This is a genomic window from Vreelandella zhaodongensis (assembly GCF_013415115.1).
GTDB lineage: Bacteria > Pseudomonadota > Gammaproteobacteria > Pseudomonadales > Halomonadaceae > Vreelandella > Vreelandella zhaodongensis.
On record NZ_JACCDD010000001.1, the window covers coordinates 373583 to 394765 of the forward strand.

Below are 21183 nucleotides of genomic sequence, written 5' to 3' on the forward strand. Positions count from 1 at the left end.
TGGCTCCGTGATCGCCCATTCTGCTAATGGACTGGTGGTTGATGCGTCGCTCAAGGCTGCTTGTCAGCAATGTGCCGAAGGGCGTGGCTGCGGCGTAGGTTTGTTTGTCCGCAGGCGGCAACGCATGGTGATTACTTTTAATGCCCCGTCTTCCCAAAACAAAGCGCGCTACCCAATAGGTAGCTCAGTCTCTTTTGCCCTAACAAAAAGTGACGTCAGCTTACTGGCGCTTCTTGTTTATGCGTTCCCGCTTTTTTTAGCACTGGGTATCACCGCTATTGCATCTAGTGTTTGGCATAGCGAATGGGTTGCTGTGGCTCTTTTTTTCGTAGCACTGATCGCGAGTATTGCGTTACTCAAGTGCCTCCTAAGGGGGCGGGCGGAACGCTTTCGTCCGCGTTTGGTCAGTTAGTTATCCTGTAACTCGCCAAGAGTTGCACTCCCTTGTGTTTAGTACTGATAAATAGTACTTGCTTAATTAGGAGTTGTTGCATGAAGCGCTTGGTTCTTACCCCCACACTGTGGCTATGTTTTGTCGTCTTTCTAATGATGGGCCACAATGCCCAAGCTCAGAGTTTGCCAGACTTTACGGAGTTAGTAGAGAACGCAGCCCCTGGTGTCGTTAATATTTCGACAAGCCGAACGATTCAGCGGGGTTCTGGCCCCTCTATTCAAGGGTTCGGCAGTCAGGATATTCCTGAGATATTTCGCCACTTCTTTGGTGATAACTTTCCAGCACCACCCAGCCGGGGGCAGGGGCCGAGGCGCAGTGAAGAGCGTCAATCCCTGGGCTCTGGTTTCGTTATCAGCGCCGATGGTTATGTGTTGACTAATGCCCATGTTGTTGAAGATGCTGATGAAATACTCGTGCGCCTAAATGACCGTAGAGAGCTAACGGCGGAGCTGATCGGCAGTGATTCCCAGACCGATGTTGCGCTCTTAAAAGTTGATGCCAATAACCTGCCAGTGCTCAATTTAGGTGATTCAGACGACCTAAGAGTTGGCGAGTGGGTGGCTGCGATAGGCTCGCCCTTTGGGTTTGATTACTCGGTGACGGCGGGTATTGTGAGCGCGATTAACCGCACGTTGCCACGAGATGTTTATGTGCCCTTTATCCAAACCGATGTTGCCATTAATCCAGGTAATTCAGGCGGCCCTCTGTTTAATCTCAAAGGGGAAGTTGTTGGTATTAACTCGCAAATTTTTACGCGTAGTGGCGGCTTTATGGGTCTCTCCTTCGCCATACCTATTAACGTAGCGATGGATGTTGCTGACCAGCTGCGAGACGATGGGCATGTTAATCGGGGATGGCTGGGAGTGATGATTCAGCCGGTATCCCGCGATCTTGCTGAGTCTTTTGGTATGGAAGAAGCCGTGGGAGCGTTGATTGCTGACCTTGATCCAGACGGGCCAGCGGCTCAAGGCGGTCTTCAAGCTGGCGATGTCATTCTGGAAGTTAACGGAGAGGAAGTTGAGCGCTCTAGCACACTTCCACGCTTGATTGGACGTGTCGCTCCAGGAAGTGATGTAGCGCTTACGTTAATGCGTGATGGTGAAGAAGTGACTGAAACACTAAAACTGGGCAGCTGGCCAGATGCGGATGCTGCTCATGCATCGGATAGTGATAGCCAGGTTCGCCTAGGGGTTTCCGTTGTGGAAGTGGATGAGGCGACCCGTGAGCGCCTGAATATTAGCGGTGGTGTAGAAGTTCGCCAAGTAGAGCCGGATAGCGTCGCTGCCCAAGCGGGACTTCGTGTAGGCGACGTGTTAGTCAGTATCGATCACCGCAGCGTATCGTCATCAGAAGAATTGCTCAGTGTTATAGAAGAATTACCAAGTGATCGTGCCATTCCTCTGCGTTTATATCGCGATGGGCGCTCCATGTTTGTCGCTTTACGCCTAGAATAAACCAGCGATTGTCCTTCCAGTCCGGCGGTTCTCGCCGGACTGCTGTTCCTATCACGCGCATATCGCTACAATAGCGCTATCTTTTTTGACGAACATTGGCAATTTGGTGGTGCAGGCAAACATTATGGCCTGTACGCGTTGGTAAATTTAGCCAACCACCCTTTGCGCACCCATAAGGTAGAGCACACTCGATGTCTCAAGACGTTTCCAGCGGAAAGCTCAAGCATATTAGAAATTTCTCCATCATTGCGCATATCGATCATGGTAAATCGACGCTATCAGATCGTTTGATTCAAACTTGTGGCGGGTTGACCGAACGTGAGCTCAAGGAGCAGGTGCTCGACTCCATGGATATTGAGCGCGAGCGTGGCATCACAATCAAGGCGCAATCGGTGACACTCGATTACACAGCTGCCGATGGTGAGGTATATCAGCTTAACTTTATCGACACGCCAGGGCATGTGGATTTCTCCTATGAGGTGTCACGTTCCCTGTATGCCTGTGAAGGGGCGCTACTGGTAGTAGACGCTGCTCAAGGGGTAGAAGCACAGTCGGTTGCCAATTGCTACACCGCAATTGAGCAGGGGCTGGAAGTGTTGCCGGTCCTCAATAAAATCGACTTGCCACAAGCCGATCCTGATCGTGTCGCGCAAGAAGTAGAAGAGATTATCGGCCTTGATGCGACTGACGCCTGCCAAGTGTCTGCGAAAAGTGGCATTGGCATCGATGCATTGCTTGAGCGCCTCGTACGCGATATTCCGCCTCCCAAGGGTGATCCTGATGCACCGCTTCAGGCACTGATTATCGACTCCTGGTTCGATAACTATCTGGGGGTGGTTTCGCTAGTGCGCTTGTTCGACGGCACATTACGCAAAGGCGAAAAGATCCGCATCAAATCGACAGGGCGCGATTGGAGTGCCACTGAAGTGGGTATCTTCACACCACTGCGCAAAGAAACCAATATTCTGCGTGCTGGTGAAGTAGGCTTTATTGTTGCCGGTATTAAAGAGATTCATGGCGCACCAGTGGGCGATACCATTACCCATACTAAGACGCCGGATGTCCCGCGGTTGCCTGGTTTCCAGAAGGTGAAGCCCCAGGTATACGCAGGGATGTTCCCAGTCAGTGCGGATGATTATGAAGATTTCCGCGATGCGCTTGAGAAGCTTGCGCTCAATGATGCTTCTCTTGAATATGAGCCGGAGAACTCGGATGCGCTGGGTTTTGGTTTCCGCGTCGGCTTCCTGGGCACGCTACATATGGAGATCATACAGGAGCGTTTAGAGCGCGAGTATGATCTTGATTTGTTGACCACAGCGCCAACGGTGGTTTACGAACTCGCCATGAAAAACGGCGATATTCAATATGTGTCTAACCCCTCCAAGCTGCCTGATATGGCAGATGTTGACGAGATGCGTGAACCTATCGTGCGCGCCAGCATTCTGGTGCCGCAGGAGTACGTGGGGAATGTGATCGCCGAATGTGAGCAACGTCGTGGTACGCAGCTGGATATGCAGTTCCTGGGTAACCAAATCCAACTAACCTATGAGCTGCCCATGTCGGAAGTGGTCATGGACTTCTTCGACCGCTTGAAGTCAATCTCTCGTGGCTATGCATCACTTGAGTATAATTTTGAGCGTTTTGAAGCGGCTAAGTTGGTGCGCCTGGATGTGTTGATCAACGGTGATAAAGTCGATGCACTGGCTGTCATCATCCACCGTGATCATGCGCATAGCCGTGGTCGTTTGCTCGTTGAAAAAATGAAGGAGCTGATTCCGCGCCAGATGTTCGATGTGGCGATTCAAGCGGCAATAGGCGGGCAAGTAGTGGCACGCTCGACGGTGAAAGCGCTTCGTAAAAACGTTACAGCTAAGTGTTATGGCGGTGACGTGAGCCGTAAAAAGAAACTGCTTGAGAAACAGAAAGCCGGTAAGAAGCGGATGAAACAAGTGGGGCGTGTAGAAATTCCCCAGGATGCTTTCCTTGCTGTGCTCAAGGTAAACGACTAGGGATACTGACCCCACATGGATTTTTCATTATTACTGGTAATCGCCGTTGCACTGTCTGGGACTATTTACTTACTGGATATGCTTTGGCTAAGGCCAAAGCGCCGCAAGCAATTGGCGGCAGCTGAGGCGGCGACCACGGAAGGCCTGGATGCACCCACCCGTGAAAAGCTGCTGAAAGAGCCCTGGCCGATTGACTACTCGCGCTCGTTTTTCCCCGTTCTGCTAGTGGTGCTAGTGGTGCGCAGCTTTATTGTTGAGCCGTTTCAAATTCCATCTGGGTCAATGAAGCCAACGCTGGAAGTAGGTGACTTTATTTTGGTCAATAAATTTGCCTACGGTTTGCGTTTGCCTGTGGTGCATCATCGCTTCCTAGAAGTAGATGACCCAGAGCGAGGTGATGTGATGGTTTTCCGTTTTCCGGAAGAGCCGGCAGTTAACTTCATTAAACGCGTAGTGGGATTGCCCGGAGATAGTATCCGCTATGAAGGTAAGCAGCTGTATGTGAATGGCGAGGCAGTTACCAAAACATTGGTAGAAGAAGGTCCTGAGCGTTCACCGCAACAGCTATTATTAGAAGAGCAGTTAGGTAGCGTTAGTCACTATATTTATAATAATCCTCGTGATCCGGGCCCTCAGATGCGCGAAATTATAGTACCCGAGGGGCATTACTTTACGATGGGCGACAATCGTGATCATTCCAACGACAGTCGTTATTGGGGATTTGTGCCTGAAGACAATATTGTTGGCAGGGCATTTGCGGTATGGATGCACTGGGATGGCGGTTTGCCAAGTTTTACCAGTGTACGGCGTATTGAATGAAACAACGTAGTTTGCAACTGGTTAATGCTGTCATATTAGTTAACGTCAATGACGTAGGAGCACTGTGAGTAATTCCTTAACCGCTATTTGCCGACGAATCGGCCATACCTTCGGCGACCTCACGCTGATGGAACTGGCCATGACCCATCGCAGCTTCGGTGGTCGTAACAATGAGCGCCTGGAATTTCTGGGTGACTCAATCGTCAATTTTGTAATCGCTGAGGCACTTTTTCAGCGTTTCCCACAAGCCAGAGAAGGGCAGCTGTCACGCCTTCGCGCGCGCTTGGTAAAAGGCCAGACACTGGCTGAGCTGGCTCGCGAAATGGAGTTCGGCGCATGTTTACGGCTGGGCTCAGGGGAAATGAAGAGCGGTGGTCATCGGCGTGAATCTATTTTGGCGGATGCAGTAGAAGCCGTTATTGGCGCTATTTACCTCGATGCTGGTATGGACGTTGTGCGTCAGCGGGTATTGGCATGGTACGCCGAGCGCCTTGATAACATTTCACTGCAAGATACTCAAAAAGATCCCAAAACACGTTTGCAAGAGTTTTTGCAATCGCGTCAGGCAGCGTTACCACGCTATGAAGTAGTCTCTGTAAAGGGGGAGGCGCATGCCCAGACCTTTACCGTGGAGTGCTACATTGATTTGCTAACCGAGCATACCACTGGTAAAGGCCCCAGCCGCCGCCATGCTGAGCAACAAGCGGCTGAAGAAGCGCTATCCCACCTTGAAAAAAAACCTGGAGACAACTCATGAGTCAAACCTGCGGCTTCGTGGCCATCGTTGGGCGGCCCAACGTAGGCAAATCAACCCTCATGAATCGCATTCTAGGGCAAAAAATCTCGATCACCTCGCGCCGTCCCCAGACGACACGGCATCAGGTGATGGGTATCAAAACTGTCGATGAGACGCAGTTTATCTATGTTGACACGCCCGGTATGCACATCATGTCGAAAGACCGCAATAAAGCGATTAATCGCTTTATGAACCAAGCGGCGACCCAGGCGTTACGTGATGTTGACTGTGTGGTATTTATCATTGACCGCACCCGCTGGACGGATGAAGATCAAGCTGTTCTAAAGCGGCTCGAGCACGTTAAAGCGCCGGTGATTTTAGCGGTCAATAAAGTGGATCGCTTAAACGACAAAGGTGATTTGTTGCCCTGGTTAGCCGATGTAGGTGCTCGTCGCGAGTTTGCTGCGGTGGTGCCTATTTCTGCCAAACACGGTACCCAAGTAGATACGCTGGAGGAGGAAGTGGCCAAACACTTACCCGAAAGTGTTCACTTCTTCCCAGAAGACCAGGTAACGGATAAGAGTCTGCGCTTTATGGCGGCTGAGCTGGTGCGTGAAAAAGTAATGCGCCAGCTAGGTGATGAATTGCCGTATCAGATGACCGTGGAAATTGAAGAGTTTCGTGAAACTGAGCGTGTGACGCATATCAGTGCTCTCATTCTTGTCGAGCGTCAGGGGCAAAAGGTCATCTTGATCGGTGAGAATGGTGATCGTATTAAAAGCATCGGTCGCGAGGCGCGCCTAGATATGGAACGCGCATTGGGTACCAAAGTAATGCTTAACCTGTGGGTGAAAGTGAAGCGTGGCTGGTCTGATGACGAGCGAGCGTTGAAAAGTTTGGGTTACGATCTCGATTGAGTGCTTCAATGACGGCGGAGCCCGCGTTTTTATTGCACCGTAGGCCTTACCGTGAAACCAGCGCGTTGGTCGATTTGTTAACGCTCAATCATGGGCGAATCCGTGCCGTTGCTCAAGGCGGACAGCGGCCAGGCTCCAAGTCTCGTCAGCGGCTGCAACCCTTTACCCCTTTGTTTGTGACGTGGCGTGGTGAGCGTGAGCTGAAGCGATTAATGCTGATGGAGTCGCGAGGCCACACGGCTCTGCTAGCTGGAGAGGGGCTGCTGTGTGGCTTATATGCCAATGAAATAGCGACACGACTACTCCCGTTAGAATTTGCCGCCCCAGAGGTATTTGCTTTTTATAGCGCGCTGTTAGAAGCACTGCCAGCACCGGCTGAGCGCGCCTTGGCGCTACGGCGCTATGAGTGGGCACTGCTCGAAACGCTTGGGGCTACGCCGCGTTTCTGTACTCAAGATGGCGGCGCGCTTGACCCGCAAATTCGTTATCGCTTTGATGCGGAAAGTCGCTCTTTTATACCTGCAGAGCAGGGTATAGAAGGACGGACACTGCGCTATATTGATCAAGGTGATTGGCAGCCTGTTGGTCTGGCGAGTGCTTTGAAAGCCGTTATGCGGGCAGCGCTGGCGCCTCACCTGGGGTCCACTGCTTTGCGCTCCCGTGAACTCATGCTTGATTTGGCCCGCCGCCGACAGCGCTAGGTGGGTATTTTGTTGTCACTTATTTGGAGATACGCGATGCATCCCCCGCGCATTTTGTTAGGCGTTAACATCGACCACATTGCGACACTGCGCCAAGCACGAGGTACTCGTTACCCCGACCCGGTGCAAGCAGCGTTGTTAGCAGAAGAAGCAGGAGCTGACGGGATAACGGTTCACCTGCGCGAAGATCGACGCCATATTCAGCCCAGAGACGTGCGCCTGTTAGCCGAAGTTCTCAACACACGCATGAATTTAGAGATGGCTGTCACGGAAGAAATGCTGCTGCTCGCGGAGGAGATACGTCCGGCGCATGTGTGTTTAGTGCCAGAAAAACGTGAAGAGCTCACTACTGAAGGGGGCTTGGACGTTGTTGGTGGATTTGATCTTATTGCCGATGCTTGCCGACGTTTGAGTGCTATTGGCTGCGATGTATCGTTATTTATCGATCCTGAAGAAGCGCAAATTGATGCGGCTGTCCGTGCTGGCGCACCCACAATTGAGCTTCATACGGGGACCTATGCCGAGGCAAAGCCAGGGAGCGATGCCGCTAACGCTGAGTTTGAACGCCTAAATATAGCAGCTGTTCACGCTGTTTCGGCGGGCTTAGTGGTCAACGCAGGCCATGGTTTGAATTATCACAACGTTGAAGCGGTTGCCGCACTCCCAGGTATTAACGAGCTTAATATCGGTCACGCGATTATTGCTCGCGCTCTGTTTGTCGGGTTGAAAGACGCTGTCCAGGAAATGAAACGCTTGATTATTGCTGGCCAAGAAGCTGGCTTAATGGCAGCGCTAGATGCTCACGATCATGAGCACCACCATAACGGATGCTGCAGCCACTAACATGATTGTTGGAATTGGGTCCGATATTGCGCGGGTTGACCGCTTTGCCCGAGCAATGAAGCGTCATGGGCCACGCTTTGCCCAGCGTATTCTGGGGGCTGACGAGCAAGCTGCCTGGCAGGCAAAAGGGCAGCCTGTTAGCTATTTGGCCAAGCGTTTTGCAGCGAAAGAGGCTTATGTCAAAGCATTGGGGCTTGGCCTCAGAAGCGGAATGCAATGGTGCGATATTCAGGTGATTAACGATACGCTGGGTAAGCCAAGTCTGAAGCTAAGTGGTGAGGCGCTTCGCCTGTTTCAAGCGAGTGGCGCCTCTGCTACCCATATAACGCTAAGCGACGAGGCGGATTATGCGGTGGCTTTTGTTGTACTTGAGCGCTAGCAATACAGAGCTTACCTCCGGGGGCTAGCGCGCATTTATCGTATCCCGTTGTTCACAAAGCCGTTTTATAGCGCCATAAAGCTCATCAAGTAAGCTTTCAGCATGGTTTAGCCCGCTGGTGCGCAAGCGAGTTTCCAGTGTTTCCACCGTTAACGCAAGTTCAGGCGCACCACAGTAGCGGCTTGCACCATTCAGTGCATGCACATGATCCAGCAAGACGTTTAAATTCTGGTTGTCAAAAGCATCACGTATCTGCTCCTCACATTCCGTCAAACTGTCGATAAGGCGCTTCAACTGCTCTTTAGCGAGATGTATTCTGCCGCCGGTCAGTCTTGCCCCCAGTTCAAGGTCAATAACTGGTAGCATCGAAGGCGGATAATAAGCGCGGTTTGTGTCATTGTCCGGCACAGTGGTTCCTTGATCAGCGTGTAGCGTCACGCCTAAAAAGCGCTGTAGTTGCTGTTGCAGCTGCGCTTCATTAATAGGCTTAACCAATACATCGTCTAGACCCTCTGCCAGCCACTGCTGGCGCTCAGCGCTGAGTACATGAGCCGTTACGGCAATAATCGGACAACGTGCCCAGCTATTGCTAATTCGCCTTAACGCCTTAGTGGTTTGAACGCCGTCCATATCGGGCATTCGAATATCCATGAGCACCATATCGGCTTTATGTTGGCGCGCATAATCGAGCGCTTCCTGGCCGCTAGCTGCTAATACAATATGAATATGGTCAGTTTCGAGGAGGGCTTTTAATAGCTCCCGATTGGACGCGTTGTCATCCACGATCAAAATGGTCGCGGTGGGGGCGGGAAGGAGCTTAGTTGGTGTTGCTGATTGAGGCAGGCTGTCTTGTACAGGCTGCAGCATTTTCTTTAACGTTGTGGTTAATTGCGCTCTGGTAAACGGTTTACACAGCATGTCGCCTCCATGGGGCAATTCCCATGGGGGTGTTTCAAAGCTTGCTGTGCTTGCCAGGATTAGTGTTGGGCAGGATGCTTTAGCTATCACCGTTTGCCAATATGTCTTTCGCTCACCAACGAAATCATCGTGATCCAGACCAAGTATAAGCAGCGTCTCATTACCCGACTCAATAAAGGAGACCGGGGTGGCACCCCAGCGTTCGAGGAGGTGCTCTAGCACGTGGCGCGTAGGCAAATGAGGTTCATGCAGGCGTACGATAGATGCATCGAACGCTAGCTCTTGAGGACGCTCCTTAGCCATATCGGCCAGTAGCGGTAGAGTAAACGAGAAAGTCGCCCCCGCCCCCAGTTCACTATCAACCGAAATCTCTCCACCCATGCGTTGAATTAGCTGTCGGCAAATCGTTAGGCCTAAGCCACTGCCACCGAATTGCCTGGAGTGGCTCGGCTCTGCTTGGGAAAAAGCGCTAAACAGCGTCTCCTGTTGCTCCTCACTCAGGCCAATGCCGGTGTCGCTAACGCTAATGTTCAGAACAACATGCTGACCCTCCTGGCTGTCCAGCATGACACGGATAATTACCTCGCCTTCCGTTGTAAATTTAAGTGCATTGCTGATTAGGTTATTAAGGACTTGGTGAATACGTAGCGGATCGCCGCATAGCGAAGAAGGCACATCGTCGTACACCATTGCCACCAAATGCAGGTGTTTACGTTGAGCTTCAGGCGCATGCAGGCCAATCACTTCATCGACCAGCGTGACAATATCTACTTCAACTTCTTCTAACTTTAACCGGTCGGCCTCTAGTTTTGAGAAGTCCAGTACGTCATTAACGAGCATCAATAAATTGTCGCAAGCACGATGGACATGTTCCAGCCACTCTTTCTGTCGTGGGTCGAGTGATGAACGTCCTAACAAACGACAAAAACCAATAATGCCATTTAACGGCGTGCGGATCTCATGGCTCATGTTCGCTAAAAACTCAGACTTCACGGCGTTGGCACGTAATGCACTCCGGTGGGCAAGATCGAGCTTGATATTTTGCTCTTCAATCGTCTCCATGGACTCTTGAAGCTCACTGGTTGCTTGTTCAATTTGGCTTTGCATTTCATGTTGAGCCTGGCGGAAATGTTCCGCCAGGCCATTAACATGCTCAGCAAGCAGCTTGAACTCGGTTGGGCGAGCAGAGGCTAAAAAGAGCCGATAGTCACCCCGTGACAGGCGGTAAAGGGCTTGGTTTGCCTCTTCGATAGGGCGAGTAGCGTAGCGACTGATTGCAAAAGCCACTAAAAAAAGCAGCAAACCTAACAACATCCCACCTAAGCTGAGGCTGGCAATAAGCTTGTAACGCTCTAGGGTAAGGGTGCGTATGTCTATTTCAGCTTCCAGCCAGCCCGTGTTTACAGGGTTAAAATATTGGCCAGGTGAGGTGCTGAGAGGTACCTGTAAACGCCAAATATTGTCATCCATCGTTACCGAGGTAGATATGGGAACATTTAGGCGTGGAGGTGAAGGCATCGAGCGTCCGAGCACTAGAAGGCGGTTACCCTGCTCGTCGAAAAGTGTCACGGAACGTAATCCTTTTTGCTCAAGTAGCTGCCTGGCAATTTCTTCGAGTCGAGGCAAATCACCTTCTTCCATGGCGCTTCCCAGGCTTGGTGCCAGCAATTCACCAGCGCTCATCAAGCGCTCTTTTAATACATCACGGCCAGACATCTCACTTTGCACCACCAGTAGTAGTGCCATAATGGCGTAGACCAGCAGTGGAAAAACTAGTAGCGCAAACAACAGACGCGTATTCAAAGACATGAGAGAAGCTCGTTGATTCAGTGTGGTTGCCTGTCAAGCTAACGGCAGCACCGATATAATGCAGCATAATGGTGACGAGAAGGAATGTACGATGAATTATCCCACGCTTGAAGATGTAGTTGGCAATACACCGCTGGTTCGCTTAAAGCGCATTACCGCCGGTCGCAATAACACACTACTGGCCAAGCTTGAGGGTAATAACCCTGCGGGCTCAGTAAAAGACCGTCCGGCACTCTCTATGCTGAGTGAAGCGGAGGCCCGGGGGGATATCACCCCAGGCGATACGCTGGTTGAGGCAACGTCGGGCAACACCGGCATTGCGTTAGCCATGGCTGCTGCCATCAAAGGCTACAACATGACGCTGATTATGCCTGAGAATGCGTCAGAAGAGCGTAAGCAGGCGATGGCCGCCTACGGTGCCACACTCATTTCAGCCAGCAAAGAAGGAGGCATGGAGGAAGCGCGGGATATTGCCGATGCGATGATTGCCAAGGGAGAAGGCAAGCCTCTCAATCAATTTGCCAATCCAGATAATCCGCTGGCGCACTATCGCACAACGGGGCCAGAAGTATGGCGGCAAACAGGTGGTGAAATTACTCACTTTGTAAGTTCCATGGGCACAACGGGCACCATTATGGGGGTTTCTCGCTATCTCAAAGAGCAAAATCCAGCGATCCAAATTGTAGGCTTACAGCCCGCGGATGGGGCGAGTATCCCCGGTATTCGTCGCTGGCCAAAAGAGTACCTGCCGTCAATTTTTGAAGCACCACGGGTCGATGTCACCCTTGATATCGGCCAGCAAGAGGCCGAGGAGCATATGCGTCGATTGGCTCGAGAAGAGGGTATTCTAGCGGGGGTCTCTTCAGGTGGCAGTCTGGCAGGTGCACTGAGGATTGCAGAACAAACCGAGAACGCTGTTATTGTTTTTATTGTCTGTGACCGAGGTGATCGCTACTTGTCCACGGGCTTATTTGCCCCAGAGGTATAAATAGATGGCTATGTTGGGTAAACGGCGGCCACCTCGCCCCACTGCAGGACACTCGGGGCTCGTACGCAAACCAAACCGTAAAGCTGAGTCAAAAGAGTCCGCATCAACAGCGCTGACGATTGAGCGTCTTGCCCATGATGGGCGAGGTGTCGCACATAATGCGGCGGGCAAAACCGTGTTTGTAGATCAAGCACTGCCTGGGGAGCAGGTAGACGCTGCTGTACACGTTACCCGTAAACGGTATGACGAAGCCCATATCAAGACACGACTGACGACATCGGAACAGCGGGTTGAACCGCCGTGTCCTTACTTTGGACAGTGTGGAGGTTGTGACCTACAGCATTTAAACATTACCGCACAGCGTCAGCATAAGCGTGATGTAGTGACAGAGTTAATGGCGCGCCAGGGCATTACACTAGGCACCATTACTGCGTTAAACGGCGCTAGCGAACATTACCGACGTCGTGCACGTCTAGGTGTGAAGGTGGATGGGCAGGGCAACGTACTGCTAGGGTTTCGAGCACCCCACAGCCATCGCCTGGTTGATATTGAGCAATGTCATGTGCTGGTGCCAGCGCTTAACGCATTGATTCTTCCGTTACGCCAGCTATTGGCAACGCTTGAGGCTCCCCGTCTCGTTGGTCATGTTGAATTACTGGCGACCCATGAGGCGATAGTGATATTGGTGCGTCAGTTAAAAGCACATGAGCAAGATATGGCTCGCTGGCAGCGCTTTGCAGAGCAGCAGCAAATTTCGCTAGGCACTTGGTTAGGGCGGGAAACGGCTGCGTTTCACTGGAATGGTGCGCAAAACGCCGTGGAACCCGTGCTACAAGAAGTGCTCAATCTTGATGAGATGGAGATTCGTCGAACGAATTTTCACCAGAAAGGCCTTGATTTTGCAGGCACTAACGCCCCCAGCGTACTAACATTACACTTCTTGCCCGGTGATTTTTTACAGGTTAATGCTGAGGTTAACCAAAAAATGGTCGCCCAGGTGGTTGAATGGCTAACACCCATGCCAGGGCAACAGTTGCTTGATCTGTTTGCGGGGATTGGTAATTTCAGCCTGCCGCTCGCCGCAGTGGGTGCCCAGGTGACTGCGGTAGAAGGTAATCCGACGATGGTGGAGCGGATTACCGCTAACGCCATAGCTAATCAATTAGATGTGAGTGCCCTACAGGCAGACTTAAGCAATGCTGACACGGTTCAAAACCTTCTAAGTGAATGTCAACAGATTGATGCGCTTGTGTTAGACCCTCCCCGCAATGGTGCGGAGGCAGTTTGCCAAGCCTTGGGCCGCTACAAAATACCGAAGGTGGCCTATATTTCTTGCGACCCAGCAACGCTTGCACGTGATGCGGCACATCTTGTGCATGCAGGTTATCGCGTTAAGCAAGTCGCAGTGGCAGATATGTTTCTACACACTGCCCATCTGGAAACACTGATGCTATTCGAATACGTGGGCTAGGTTGCCCATTGTATCAAGCCTCGGTGAGGGCAATTGGATGGCCCTCACCCTGAAAGGATGAGTCATTGTCATGGTGAAAGTGCGTGAAGACCAGCCGCTCACTAACAGCGGGAAGGTGGACATACAGCAGTGGCTTACGCGCCTTCAAGAAGACGTACGCCTACGTGAACCTGAGCGCCTACTGCAAGCCTGTGAGCTTGCTGAACAGCTAGAGCTTGAGGCACCACGTACCCATCGCGTGTGGCTCTCGCCGGGTTCGAGTTTTCGTATGGGGCTTGAAATGGCCGACATACTATCCGAGCTCAAGCTCGATCAGCCCACGCTGGAAGCCGCCGTACTGTATCGCGCTGTTCGTGAAGAGCTATTGAGTTTGGAAGCAGTCACGAAACGCTTTGGTGAAGAAGTATCTACGCTGATCGAAGGCGTTTTGCAGATGGCCGCTATTAGCTATCCATTAGCGCCCAACCATGGCATGGGGCAGCATAATCAGCAGGAAAATCTGCGCAAGATGCTGGTGAATATGGTCAGCGATGTACGCGTTGCACTGATCAAAATTGCTGAGCGTACGTGTGCACTTCGTCAAGTAAAAGACGCCCCCCGTGAAAAGTGTCTGCAAGTGGCACGCGAAGTGGCCGACATCTACGCGCCGCTCGCTCACCGTTTAGGCATTGGCCAGCTTAAATGGGAGCTTGAGGATCTCTCATTTCGCTATTTGCACGAAGATGAATATAAAGCAATTGCCAAGTTATTAGCAGAAAAGCGCCTAGACCGAGACCGCTATATCCACGATGTCGTCGAAACACTTAAAGGCCTGATGGAAGCCCAGCACATTCACCGTTATGACGTTGATGGTCGGGCTAAGCACATTTACTCTATCTGGCGCAAAATGAAGCGCAAACGGATTGATTTTTCCCAGGTACACGATGTCCGAGCAGTGCGTATTCTGGTGCCTGAAGTGGCGGACTGCTACACCGTGCTGGGGATTGTTCACTCCAGTTGGCATCATGTCCCCAACGAGTTTGATGACTATATCGCCAATCCGAAGAAAAACGGCTACCAGTCGCTGCACACCGCGGTGATGGGGCCAGAAAATAAGGTGCTGGAAATCCAGATTCGAACCTTCGCCATGCATGACGAGGCGGAGCTGGGTGTGTGCGCACACTGGCGCTATAAAGGTCATGATACCAACGCCAAAAGCCGTAGTTATGAAGAAAAAATTGCTTGGTTGCGGCAGGTGCTTGAGTGGCAGGATGAAGTAGGTGGCTTTGGTGATCTACGTGAAGGACTCTCTAGCGATGTGGCTCCTGATCGCATCTATGTCTTTACCCCCGATGGCCATGTTATTGACCTGCCGCGTATTGCTACGCCTATCGATTTCGCTTACCGAGTGCATACTGAAATTGGTCACCGCTGCCGTGGGGCCAAGATTAATGGTCGGATAGTACCGCTTACCTACAAGTTAAAAACCGGTCAGCAAGTCGAGATTCTAACGGCCACTAAAGGAGGCCCCAGCCGCGACTGGCTAAACCCCAGTTTGGGTTATGTGCGCACCTCGCGGGCGCGAGCCAAAATCCAGGCATGGTTTAAGTACCAAGCGCGCGACCAGAACCTGGAGGAAGGGCGGGCGCTGTTCGAGCGGGAGATGCGTCGCTTAGACGTTGAAGGGCTTGATCTTGCCAAGCTTGCTGATGCTGTTAACTACCAAAATGCCGACGATATGTATGCGGCTCTTGGTGCGGGAGATCTGCGCATTGGCCAAGTGCTTCATCAAGCTCAGCAGTTGTTTGGTGAAACGGACGATCAAGAACAGTTAGATCGGCTGCTGGCGAAGCCCCGTCGTCAGCCAAGCAAAGCAACGAAAAGCGATATCACAGTGCTGGGGGTCGGTAACTTAAAGACCAGCATGGCTAACTGCTGTCGGCCAGTGCCAGGTGAGCCGATTGTCGGTTTTATTACACAAGGTCGCGGCGTCACCGTCCATCGCCAGGACTGCAGCAACATCCTGCAATTGCGCATGGAAGAGCCCCAGCGCATTATCGAAGTTGAGTGGGGCGAACGCGCCCACACCCGTTACCCCGTCACTATTGAAATTCAGGCGTGGGATCGCTCCGGCTTACTTCGCGATGTGACTGGGCTGCTAGGCAACGAAAAGGTTAATGTATTAGCAGTGAATACGCTGACGGATACTGACGAGGGGATTGCGCGATTACGCATCACGCTGGAAGTCGATGGCCTTGAATCGTTAGGCCGCCTGTTTTCCCGTATCCAGCAATTGCCCAACGTCACCGAAGTGCGCCGCCTGCGCAATGCCGACCCAGAGAAGAACGCCCGAAGAGGAGGTGCCTGATGCGTTATAGCGTAGATGACCTGCTGATGTTGATGGCGGTGCTTCGCGATGCGGAACAGGGGTGCCCTTGGGACATTAAGCAAGACTGGGACAGCATCGTCCCCCATACGCTGGAGGAGGCTTACGAAGTTGCTGACGCTATTGAGCGGCGCGCTTTTGATGAACTGCCTAGCGAACTGGGCGACCTGCTGTTTCAAGTGGTGTATTACGCCCAGTTTGGTGCCGAGGAGCAGCGCTTCGATTTTCACGATATCGTCGATACGCTGACTGCGAAGATGCTGCGACGTCATCCACATGTATTTCCCGATGGCACGCTAGCGTCACGACGCCCACCTGGCATGAGTGCTGAGGATGTACAAACCCAGCAAGTCAATTCGCGCTGGGAAGCACTCAAAGCCAACGAGCGTGCTGAACGTGCCCAACAAAGCACTCCCTCAGTGCTTGATGACGTTCCGCGCACGCTGCCTGCGCTTAGTCGCGCAGCAAAGCTCTCGAAGCGTGCCGCCCGGGTTGGGTTCGATTGGCCGGATGCCCGCGGTGTGTTGGACAAAATCCGTGAAGAGCTGGATGAAGTCGAGGAAGCTCTTGCCGAGGGCAACCAGCAGCACGCTCAAGAAGAAGTTGGCGACCTGCTGTTTGCAGTAACCAATTTAGCGCGCACCTTGGGGGCTGACCCCGAACAATGCTTGCGTACCACAAATACCAAATTTGAGCGCCGCTTTCGCTACGTAGAGCGCGAGCTTGCCGCCGATGCGCGTCCGCTAACCGACGCCTCGCTGGATGAAATGGAAACACACTGGCAAGCCGCTAAAGCACAAGAAAAAACGCTTACCCCTTAACAACTAATGCGACCCCGCAAGGAGGCCATGCCAATGAGTCACGACCTACACGAATCGCTGCGTGATAACGTGCGTATTCTCGGTGATAGCCTGGGCCGTACGATTGCCGATGATTTAGGCCAATCATTTGTTGATAAAATTGAAACGATTCGTGCCCATGCCAAGCGAGGACGTCAGGGCGATTCATTGCAGCAGCGTGAGCTCATTGAATATCTACGCCAGCTGCCCGAACGGGATCTGTTACCAGTCACTCGCGCGTTTAACCAGTTTTTAAACCTTGCCAATATTGCTGAACAGCACTACCGGGCGCGTTTTCGCCGAGTGGAGGACTACAAGCCAGGCTCACAGCCAGTACTTGGTGAACTGCTAAGCCGTGCACAGCAAGCGGGTAATTCGCCCCGTAAGCTAGTAGAAACCCTGGCCAGTATGCGCGTTGAGTTAGTACTGACTGCCCACCCCACAGAAGTTATTCGACGCACGCTGATTCAGAAATATGATGCTATCGACGAATGCCTGACTGCGATTGAAAGCTCAGACGACTATCCCGAGCGTGGGACCCGCGCCCAGGGGCGCTTGGAAGAGTTGATCAGCCAGGCGTGGCATACCGATGAAATTCGTCATGAACGGCCAACCCCCGTTGATGAAGCCAAGTGGGGGTTTGCGGTTATCGAAAACTCCTTGTGGCAGGCAGTGCCAGACTTCCATCGCGATTTGGATAATTTATTGCTCGATACTGCCGGAGAGCGCTTGCCGTTGGATGCCGCGCCAATTCGCTACGCTTCCTGGATGGGCGGTGACCGAGATGGGAATCCAAATGTAACGGCGCGGGTGACGCGAGAGGTGCTGTTGTTGGGCCGGTGGATGGCCGCCGATCTCTATTTGCGCGATCTTGAGCAGCTGAAAACCGAGCTTTCTATGTGGAAAGCCAATAGCGCTTTGAAGGCAGAGGTAGGAGAGGTTGCCGAGCCTTACCGCGAGCTGCTCAAGCGGCTGCTTCACAAGATGGAAGCCACACGCGATTGGGCAAAAGCAGAGCTGGATGGTCGTAACTATGACGGCGGACCGATTATTGAAACCCGCGACCAACTCTACGCACCGCTGCTGGCATGCTACCGCTCACTATGCGATGTCGGGCTGGATACCATCGCAAACGGTGCATTGCTGGATACCTTGCGCCGCGTGGCGGTGTTCGGTGTCACGCTGACCAAGCTTGACCTTCGCCAGGAGGCCAGTCGCCATGCCCAGGTGATAGAAGAGCTCACCAGTGCGTTGGGCTTGGGCCACTACCAGGAGTGGAGCGAAGCACAGCGGCAAGAGTTTCTGCTCGCTGAGCTTGAATCACGGCGGCCGCTAATACCGCGCCGCTGGGAGTGTTCGGCAGAATCCCGCGAAGTGCTCGATACCTTCAAAGTAATCGCCCAAGAGCATGCAGAAGCGCTGGGTACCTATATTATCTCGATGGCTGCCGAGCCTTCGGACGTATTAACCGTTGCGCTGTTGATGAAAGAGGTTGGGGGGCAAGTCACGCTGCCCATCGCACCATTGTTTGAAACCCTAAACGACCTTGACCATGCGGGCGATGTTATCGATCAATTGCTGGCGCTCCCCGGCTACCGCGCCCTGGCAAAAGATCGCCAAGAAGTCATGATTGGCTACTCAGACTCTGCGAAAGACGCCGGACAACTTGCCGCTGCCTGGGCACAGTACCGTGCCCAAGAGTCGTTAGTCGCTGTATGTGACAAACATGGCGTAGATTTAACGCTCTTCCATGGTCGCGGTGGCACCGTTGGCCGTGGCGGCGGTCCGGCTCATGCGGCGATTCTCTCCCAGCCGCCAGGCTCAGTGAATGGCAGCCTACGGGTGACCGAGCAAGGTGAGATGATTCGCTTTAAGTTTGGTCAGCCAGATATCGCGCTGCGCTCTATGGAAATATACGCCTGTGCGGTTATGGAAGCGACGTTATTGCCACCGCCCGCACCTGAACCTCAGTGGCGTGAAGAGATGGACCAGCTGGCGAAAGTGGCCCATGCCGCCTATGTTGGCGTAGTGCGTGAAGATCCCGATTTTGTCCCGTACTTCCGCGCGGTCACGCCGGAAGGCGCACTCGGTAGGCTGCCGCTCGGTTCTCGGCCAACCAAGCGTCGCCAGGATGGTGGCGTGGAAACCCTACGAGCAATTCCGTGGATTTTTGCGTGGACGCAGATTCGCTTGATGCTGCCCGCTTGGTTAGGCAGCGGTGAAGCGTTCTCGCGGCGCCTGGAGGAGCCAGGTGGCCGAGAAGTACTGCAAGAAATGCGCAGTCAGTGGCCCTTTTTTGGCACCTATCTCGATATGTTAGAGATGCTGTTGGCCAAAGCGGATGTCGCGATTGCCGCTTACTATGAGCACCGCCTCGTCGACGAGCCTTCACTGAAAGCGCTGGGTAAGAAGCTACGTGAGCGTTTTGAACGGCTTGAAAACGTAGTGCTGGATATCCTTCAGCAAGAAAAACTGCTTGAGAACACACCGCTTATTCGCCAAGCGATTGATGTGCGCAATCCTTACATCGACCCGCTTCATGGTTTGCAAGCGGAGCTTCTACAGCGTAATCGGGACGCCGACGGTGCCATTAGTGCAGACCTCTCTCGTGCGCTCATGGTGACCATGGCAGGTATTGCGGCAGGTTTACGCAATACGGGCTAAGAAAAGCGTGCGCCGTCACTACGGGTGGCGGCGTCGTCATCACCTTACGAGGAATTGGGGGCGCGATGATAAAGGATGCTCAGTCAGTACTATCGTTTTGGTTTAATGAATTGACACCAGCGCAGTGGTTTAAAAAAGACACGTCGATGGATCAACAGATTGCCCAGCGGTTTGGCCCTCTGCTGAGCAAAGCAGCTGCCTGTGAATGTTATGAGTGGCGCAGTACCGCTCAGGGTCGGCTAGCTGAAATTATTGTATTGGATCAGTTCTCACGCAATATTTACCGTGATGACCCCCGCGCCTTTGCTAATGATGCGTTGGCCTTAGCGCTTGCACAGGAAGCCGTTGCGCTAGCGGTGGATAATGCACTGTCCCCAGTCGAACGTAGCTTTTTATACATGCCTTACATGCACAGTGAGTCTGCCGCTATTCATGAGGTGGCAATGCAGCTGTTTGATCAGCCTGGGCTAGAGAACAACTTGGATTTCGAGATTCGCCACAAAGCGATCATTGACCGCTTTGGTCGTTATCCGCACCGAAACGAGGTGTTGGGCCGAGCATCTACGTCAGAAGAGAACGAGTTTCTTAAACAGCCTGGATCAGCTTTTTAGCTGGTTTTTTGAAAGCTGGTTCTAAAAGTTAGCTTTTAAATTTAGCTTTTTTGTCACTTCACCACACATTTGCCTATGGCGTTTTATGTCGTTACGAAAATCTACCCGCATTAATAAATACATCAGCGAAAGCGGTTTGTGTTCCCGCCGAGAGGCTGACCGCTATGTTGAGCAAGGCAACGTTTGGATTAATGGACGTCGGGCAACGACAGGCGACCAAGTGGTGCCGGGTGATCGGGTTAAGGTCAACGGTCAGGACATTGAGCCTCAGGAAGAAGAGGATTTAGTACTTATTGCGTTGAATAAGCCGGTGGGGATTGTCAGTACCACCGAGTCCAGCGAAAAAGACAATATTGTTGAATTCGTGAAGCACGGCACGCGCATCTTTCCTATTGGGCGGCTGGATAAAGACTCACAGGGACTTATCTTTCTGACCAATAACGGCGACTTGGTTAATAAAATTCTGCGCGCCAATAATAACCACGAAAAAGAGTATGTGGTAACGGTCAATAAGCCGATTACCGATGAGTTTGTTGCGGGCATGCAAAAGGGTGTGCCGATCCTGGGGCAGGTGACGAAAAAGTGTAAAGTGACCAAAGCGTCGACGTTTGTGTTCACTATTACGCTGGTGCAAGGGCTGAACCGCCAGATTCGCCGTATGTGCGAGTATTTTGGCTACGAGGTGACCCAGCTTGTTCGCACGCGAATAATGAATGTCTCCCTCCAAGGGTTAGCTCTAGGTGATTGGCGGGATTTAACCCCTAAAGAGATTGATACCATTGTCGCGCTGACAGAACGCTCTGAAGCAGTGCCTGAAAAGAGCCAGTCCGCACGGCCTGATTACAGTTCGGGGGCAGGCGCTAACAAACCTAAAAAAACAGCCACAAGGGGGTTGCAGAAACAGGGTCGCCAGAAACCGGCTAAGCCGGGTGCTAAAGCGGTTGGGAGCAAACCGCCGCCGAAAGGTAAAAAAGCCGCCAGCGGTAAAGTGCGTACCGGCCCAAAGGCTAGTGCGTCGGGTAAGCCACACCCTAAGGCCAAAGCTGCTGGCGCGGGTAAGCCTAGCGTAAAAGGCAAAGCCGGGGCTAAGCCAGTTGGTAAAGGCCGTGTTAGTCGCCCGAAAGGAAGGCGTTAGATAGTAGGGCGGGCAGCCCTGGGGGCCCGCCTTTATTTAGCGCCTAACCTATTGCATACCTACAAGCTGAT

The 21183-nt window shown here is 52.5% G+C and carries 17 protein-coding genes; 16 read left to right on the top strand and 1 reads right to left on the bottom strand.

The window, feature by feature from the left end:
- Positions 1–7: 7 nt before the first annotated feature.
- From HZS79_RS16955 to acpS, 9 genes are all read left to right on the top strand, one after another.
- Positions 8–412: a SoxR reducing system RseC family protein gene (locus HZS79_RS16955; protein WP_179926888.1), complete on the top strand. Its 405-nt coding sequence runs from the start codon at positions 8–10 to the stop codon at positions 410–412.
- An 80-nt stretch (positions 413–492) separates the two neighbouring features.
- On the top strand, positions 493–1908 hold the full coding sequence (locus HZS79_RS01650) for a DegQ family serine endoprotease (RefSeq protein WP_179926889.1): 1416 nt from the start codon (positions 493–495) through the stop codon (positions 1906–1908).
- Between the two features lie 191 nt (positions 1909–2099).
- Positions 2100–3917, top strand: coding sequence for a translation elongation factor 4 (lepA, locus tag HZS79_RS01655; protein WP_162217637.1), 1818 nt, complete (start codon positions 2100–2102; stop codon positions 3915–3917).
- Positions 3918–3932: 15 nt separating this feature from the next.
- Complete coding sequence (gene lepB, locus HZS79_RS01660) at positions 3933–4736, top strand: signal peptidase I (protein WP_162217638.1); 804 nt, start codon at positions 3933–3935, stop codon at positions 4734–4736.
- A gap of 64 nt (positions 4737–4800) precedes the next feature.
- Entirely contained in the window at positions 4801–5493 is a 693-nt protein-coding gene (rnc, locus tag HZS79_RS01665; RefSeq protein ID WP_162217639.1) for a ribonuclease III, read from the top strand.
- Complete coding sequence (gene era / locus HZS79_RS01670; RefSeq protein ID WP_162217640.1) at positions 5490–6389, top strand: GTPase Era; 900 nt, start codon at positions 5490–5492, stop codon at positions 6387–6389. Before rnc ends, era begins: the two co-directional genes overlap by 4 nt.
- An 8-nt stretch (positions 6390–6397) precedes the next feature.
- A complete protein-coding gene (gene recO / locus HZS79_RS01675) occupies positions 6398–7090 on the top strand; it encodes a DNA repair protein RecO (protein ID WP_179926890.1) in 693 nt (230 codons plus the stop codon).
- A 36-nt stretch (positions 7091–7126) separates the two neighbouring features.
- Positions 7127–7933 (top strand): pyridoxine 5'-phosphate synthase, encoded by an 807-nt coding sequence (pdxJ, locus tag HZS79_RS01680; protein ID WP_179926891.1) that lies wholly within the window; start codon positions 7127–7129, stop codon positions 7931–7933.
- A gap of 1 nt (position 7934) precedes the next feature.
- Positions 7935–8312: a holo-ACP synthase gene (gene acpS / locus HZS79_RS01685; RefSeq protein ID WP_162217643.1), complete on the top strand. Its 378-nt coding sequence runs from the start codon at positions 7935–7937 to the stop codon at positions 8310–8312.
- A gap of 24 nt (positions 8313–8336) precedes the next feature.
- Here acpS and HZS79_RS01690 read toward each other — a convergent pair whose 3' ends face one another.
- On the bottom strand, positions 8337–11039 hold the full coding sequence (locus HZS79_RS01690; protein WP_179926892.1) for an ATP-binding protein: 2703 nt from the start codon (positions 11037–11039) through the stop codon (positions 8337–8339).
- A 91-nt stretch (positions 11040–11130) separates the two neighbouring features.
- On the opposite strand from HZS79_RS01690, the gene cysM reads away from it, so the two are divergent.
- The 7 genes from cysM (at position 11131) to rluF (ending at position 21112) form a co-directional block, all read left to right on the top strand.
- A complete protein-coding gene (gene cysM / locus HZS79_RS01695; RefSeq protein ID WP_162217645.1) occupies positions 11131–12027 on the top strand; it encodes a cysteine synthase CysM in 897 nt (298 codons plus the stop codon).
- Positions 12028–12031: 4 nt separating this feature from the next.
- Positions 12032–13498 (top strand): 23S rRNA (uracil(1939)-C(5))-methyltransferase RlmD, encoded by a 1467-nt coding sequence (gene rlmD, locus HZS79_RS01700; RefSeq protein ID WP_179926893.1) that lies wholly within the window; start codon positions 12032–12034, stop codon positions 13496–13498.
- Positions 13499–13568: 70 nt separating this feature from the next.
- On the top strand, positions 13569–15845 hold the full coding sequence (gene relA, locus HZS79_RS01705) for a GTP diphosphokinase (RefSeq protein WP_162217647.1): 2277 nt from the start codon (positions 13569–13571) through the stop codon (positions 15843–15845).
- Complete coding sequence (mazG, locus tag HZS79_RS01710; protein ID WP_179926894.1) at positions 15845–16684, top strand: nucleoside triphosphate pyrophosphohydrolase; 840 nt, start codon at positions 15845–15847, stop codon at positions 16682–16684. Before relA ends, mazG begins: the two co-directional genes overlap by 1 nt.
- Before the next feature lie 33 nt (positions 16685–16717).
- Complete coding sequence (gene ppc, locus HZS79_RS01715) at positions 16718–19366, top strand: phosphoenolpyruvate carboxylase (RefSeq protein ID WP_179926895.1); 2649 nt, start codon at positions 16718–16720, stop codon at positions 19364–19366.
- 65 nt (positions 19367–19431) lie between these two features.
- A complete protein-coding gene (locus tag HZS79_RS01720; protein ID WP_179926896.1) occupies positions 19432–19977 on the top strand; it encodes a DUF924 family protein in 546 nt (181 codons plus the stop codon).
- A gap of 85 nt (positions 19978–20062) precedes the next feature.
- Positions 20063–21112 carry a 23S rRNA pseudouridine(2604) synthase RluF gene (rluF, locus tag HZS79_RS01725; protein ID WP_179926897.1) on the top strand — a complete coding sequence of 350 codons (1050 nt, stop codon included), beginning with the start codon at positions 20063–20065 and terminating at the stop codon, positions 21110–21112.
- The last annotated feature ends 71 nt before the right edge of the window (positions 21113–21183 follow it).

What these genes read in the sequence shown, in the direction of transcription:
- HZS79_RS01650 (WP_179926889.1), top strand. Translation starts at nt 493, where the DNA reads ATGAAGCGCTTGGTTCTTACCCCCACACTGTGGCTATGTTTTGTCGTC.
- lepA (WP_162217637.1), top strand. Translation starts at nt 2,100, where the DNA reads ATGTCTCAAGACGTTTCCAGCGGAAAGCTCAAGCATATTAGAAATTTC.
- lepB (WP_162217638.1), top strand. Translation starts at nt 3,933, where the DNA reads ATGGATTTTTCATTATTACTGGTAATCGCCGTTGCACTGTCTGGGACT.
- era (WP_162217640.1), top strand. Translation starts at nt 5,490, where the DNA reads ATGAGTCAAACCTGCGGCTTCGTGGCCATCGTTGGGCGGCCCAACGTA.
- recO (WP_179926890.1), top strand. Translation starts at nt 6,398, where the DNA reads ATGACGGCGGAGCCCGCGTTTTTATTGCACCGTAGGCCTTACCGTGAA.
- pdxJ (WP_179926891.1), top strand. Translation starts at nt 7,127, where the DNA reads ATGCATCCCCCGCGCATTTTGTTAGGCGTTAACATCGACCACATTGCG.
- acpS (WP_162217643.1), top strand. Translation starts at nt 7,935, where the DNA reads ATGATTGTTGGAATTGGGTCCGATATTGCGCGGGTTGACCGCTTTGCC.
- HZS79_RS01690 (WP_179926892.1), bottom strand. Translation starts at nt 11,039, where the DNA reads ATGTCTTTGAATACGCGTCTGTTGTTTGCGCTACTAGTTTTTCCACTG.
- cysM (WP_162217645.1), top strand. Translation starts at nt 11,131, where the DNA reads ATGAATTATCCCACGCTTGAAGATGTAGTTGGCAATACACCGCTGGTT.
- rlmD (WP_179926893.1), top strand. Translation starts at nt 12,032, where the DNA reads ATGGCTATGTTGGGTAAACGGCGGCCACCTCGCCCCACTGCAGGACAC.
- relA (WP_162217647.1), top strand. Translation starts at nt 13,569, where the DNA reads ATGGTGAAAGTGCGTGAAGACCAGCCGCTCACTAACAGCGGGAAGGTG.
- mazG (WP_179926894.1), top strand. Translation starts at nt 15,845, where the DNA reads ATGCGTTATAGCGTAGATGACCTGCTGATGTTGATGGCGGTGCTTCGC.
- ppc (WP_179926895.1), top strand. Translation starts at nt 16,718, where the DNA reads ATGAGTCACGACCTACACGAATCGCTGCGTGATAACGTGCGTATTCTC.
- HZS79_RS01720 (WP_179926896.1), top strand. Translation starts at nt 19,432, where the DNA reads ATGATAAAGGATGCTCAGTCAGTACTATCGTTTTGGTTTAATGAATTG.
- rluF (WP_179926897.1), top strand. Translation starts at nt 20,063, where the DNA reads ATGTCGTTACGAAAATCTACCCGCATTAATAAATACATCAGCGAAAGC.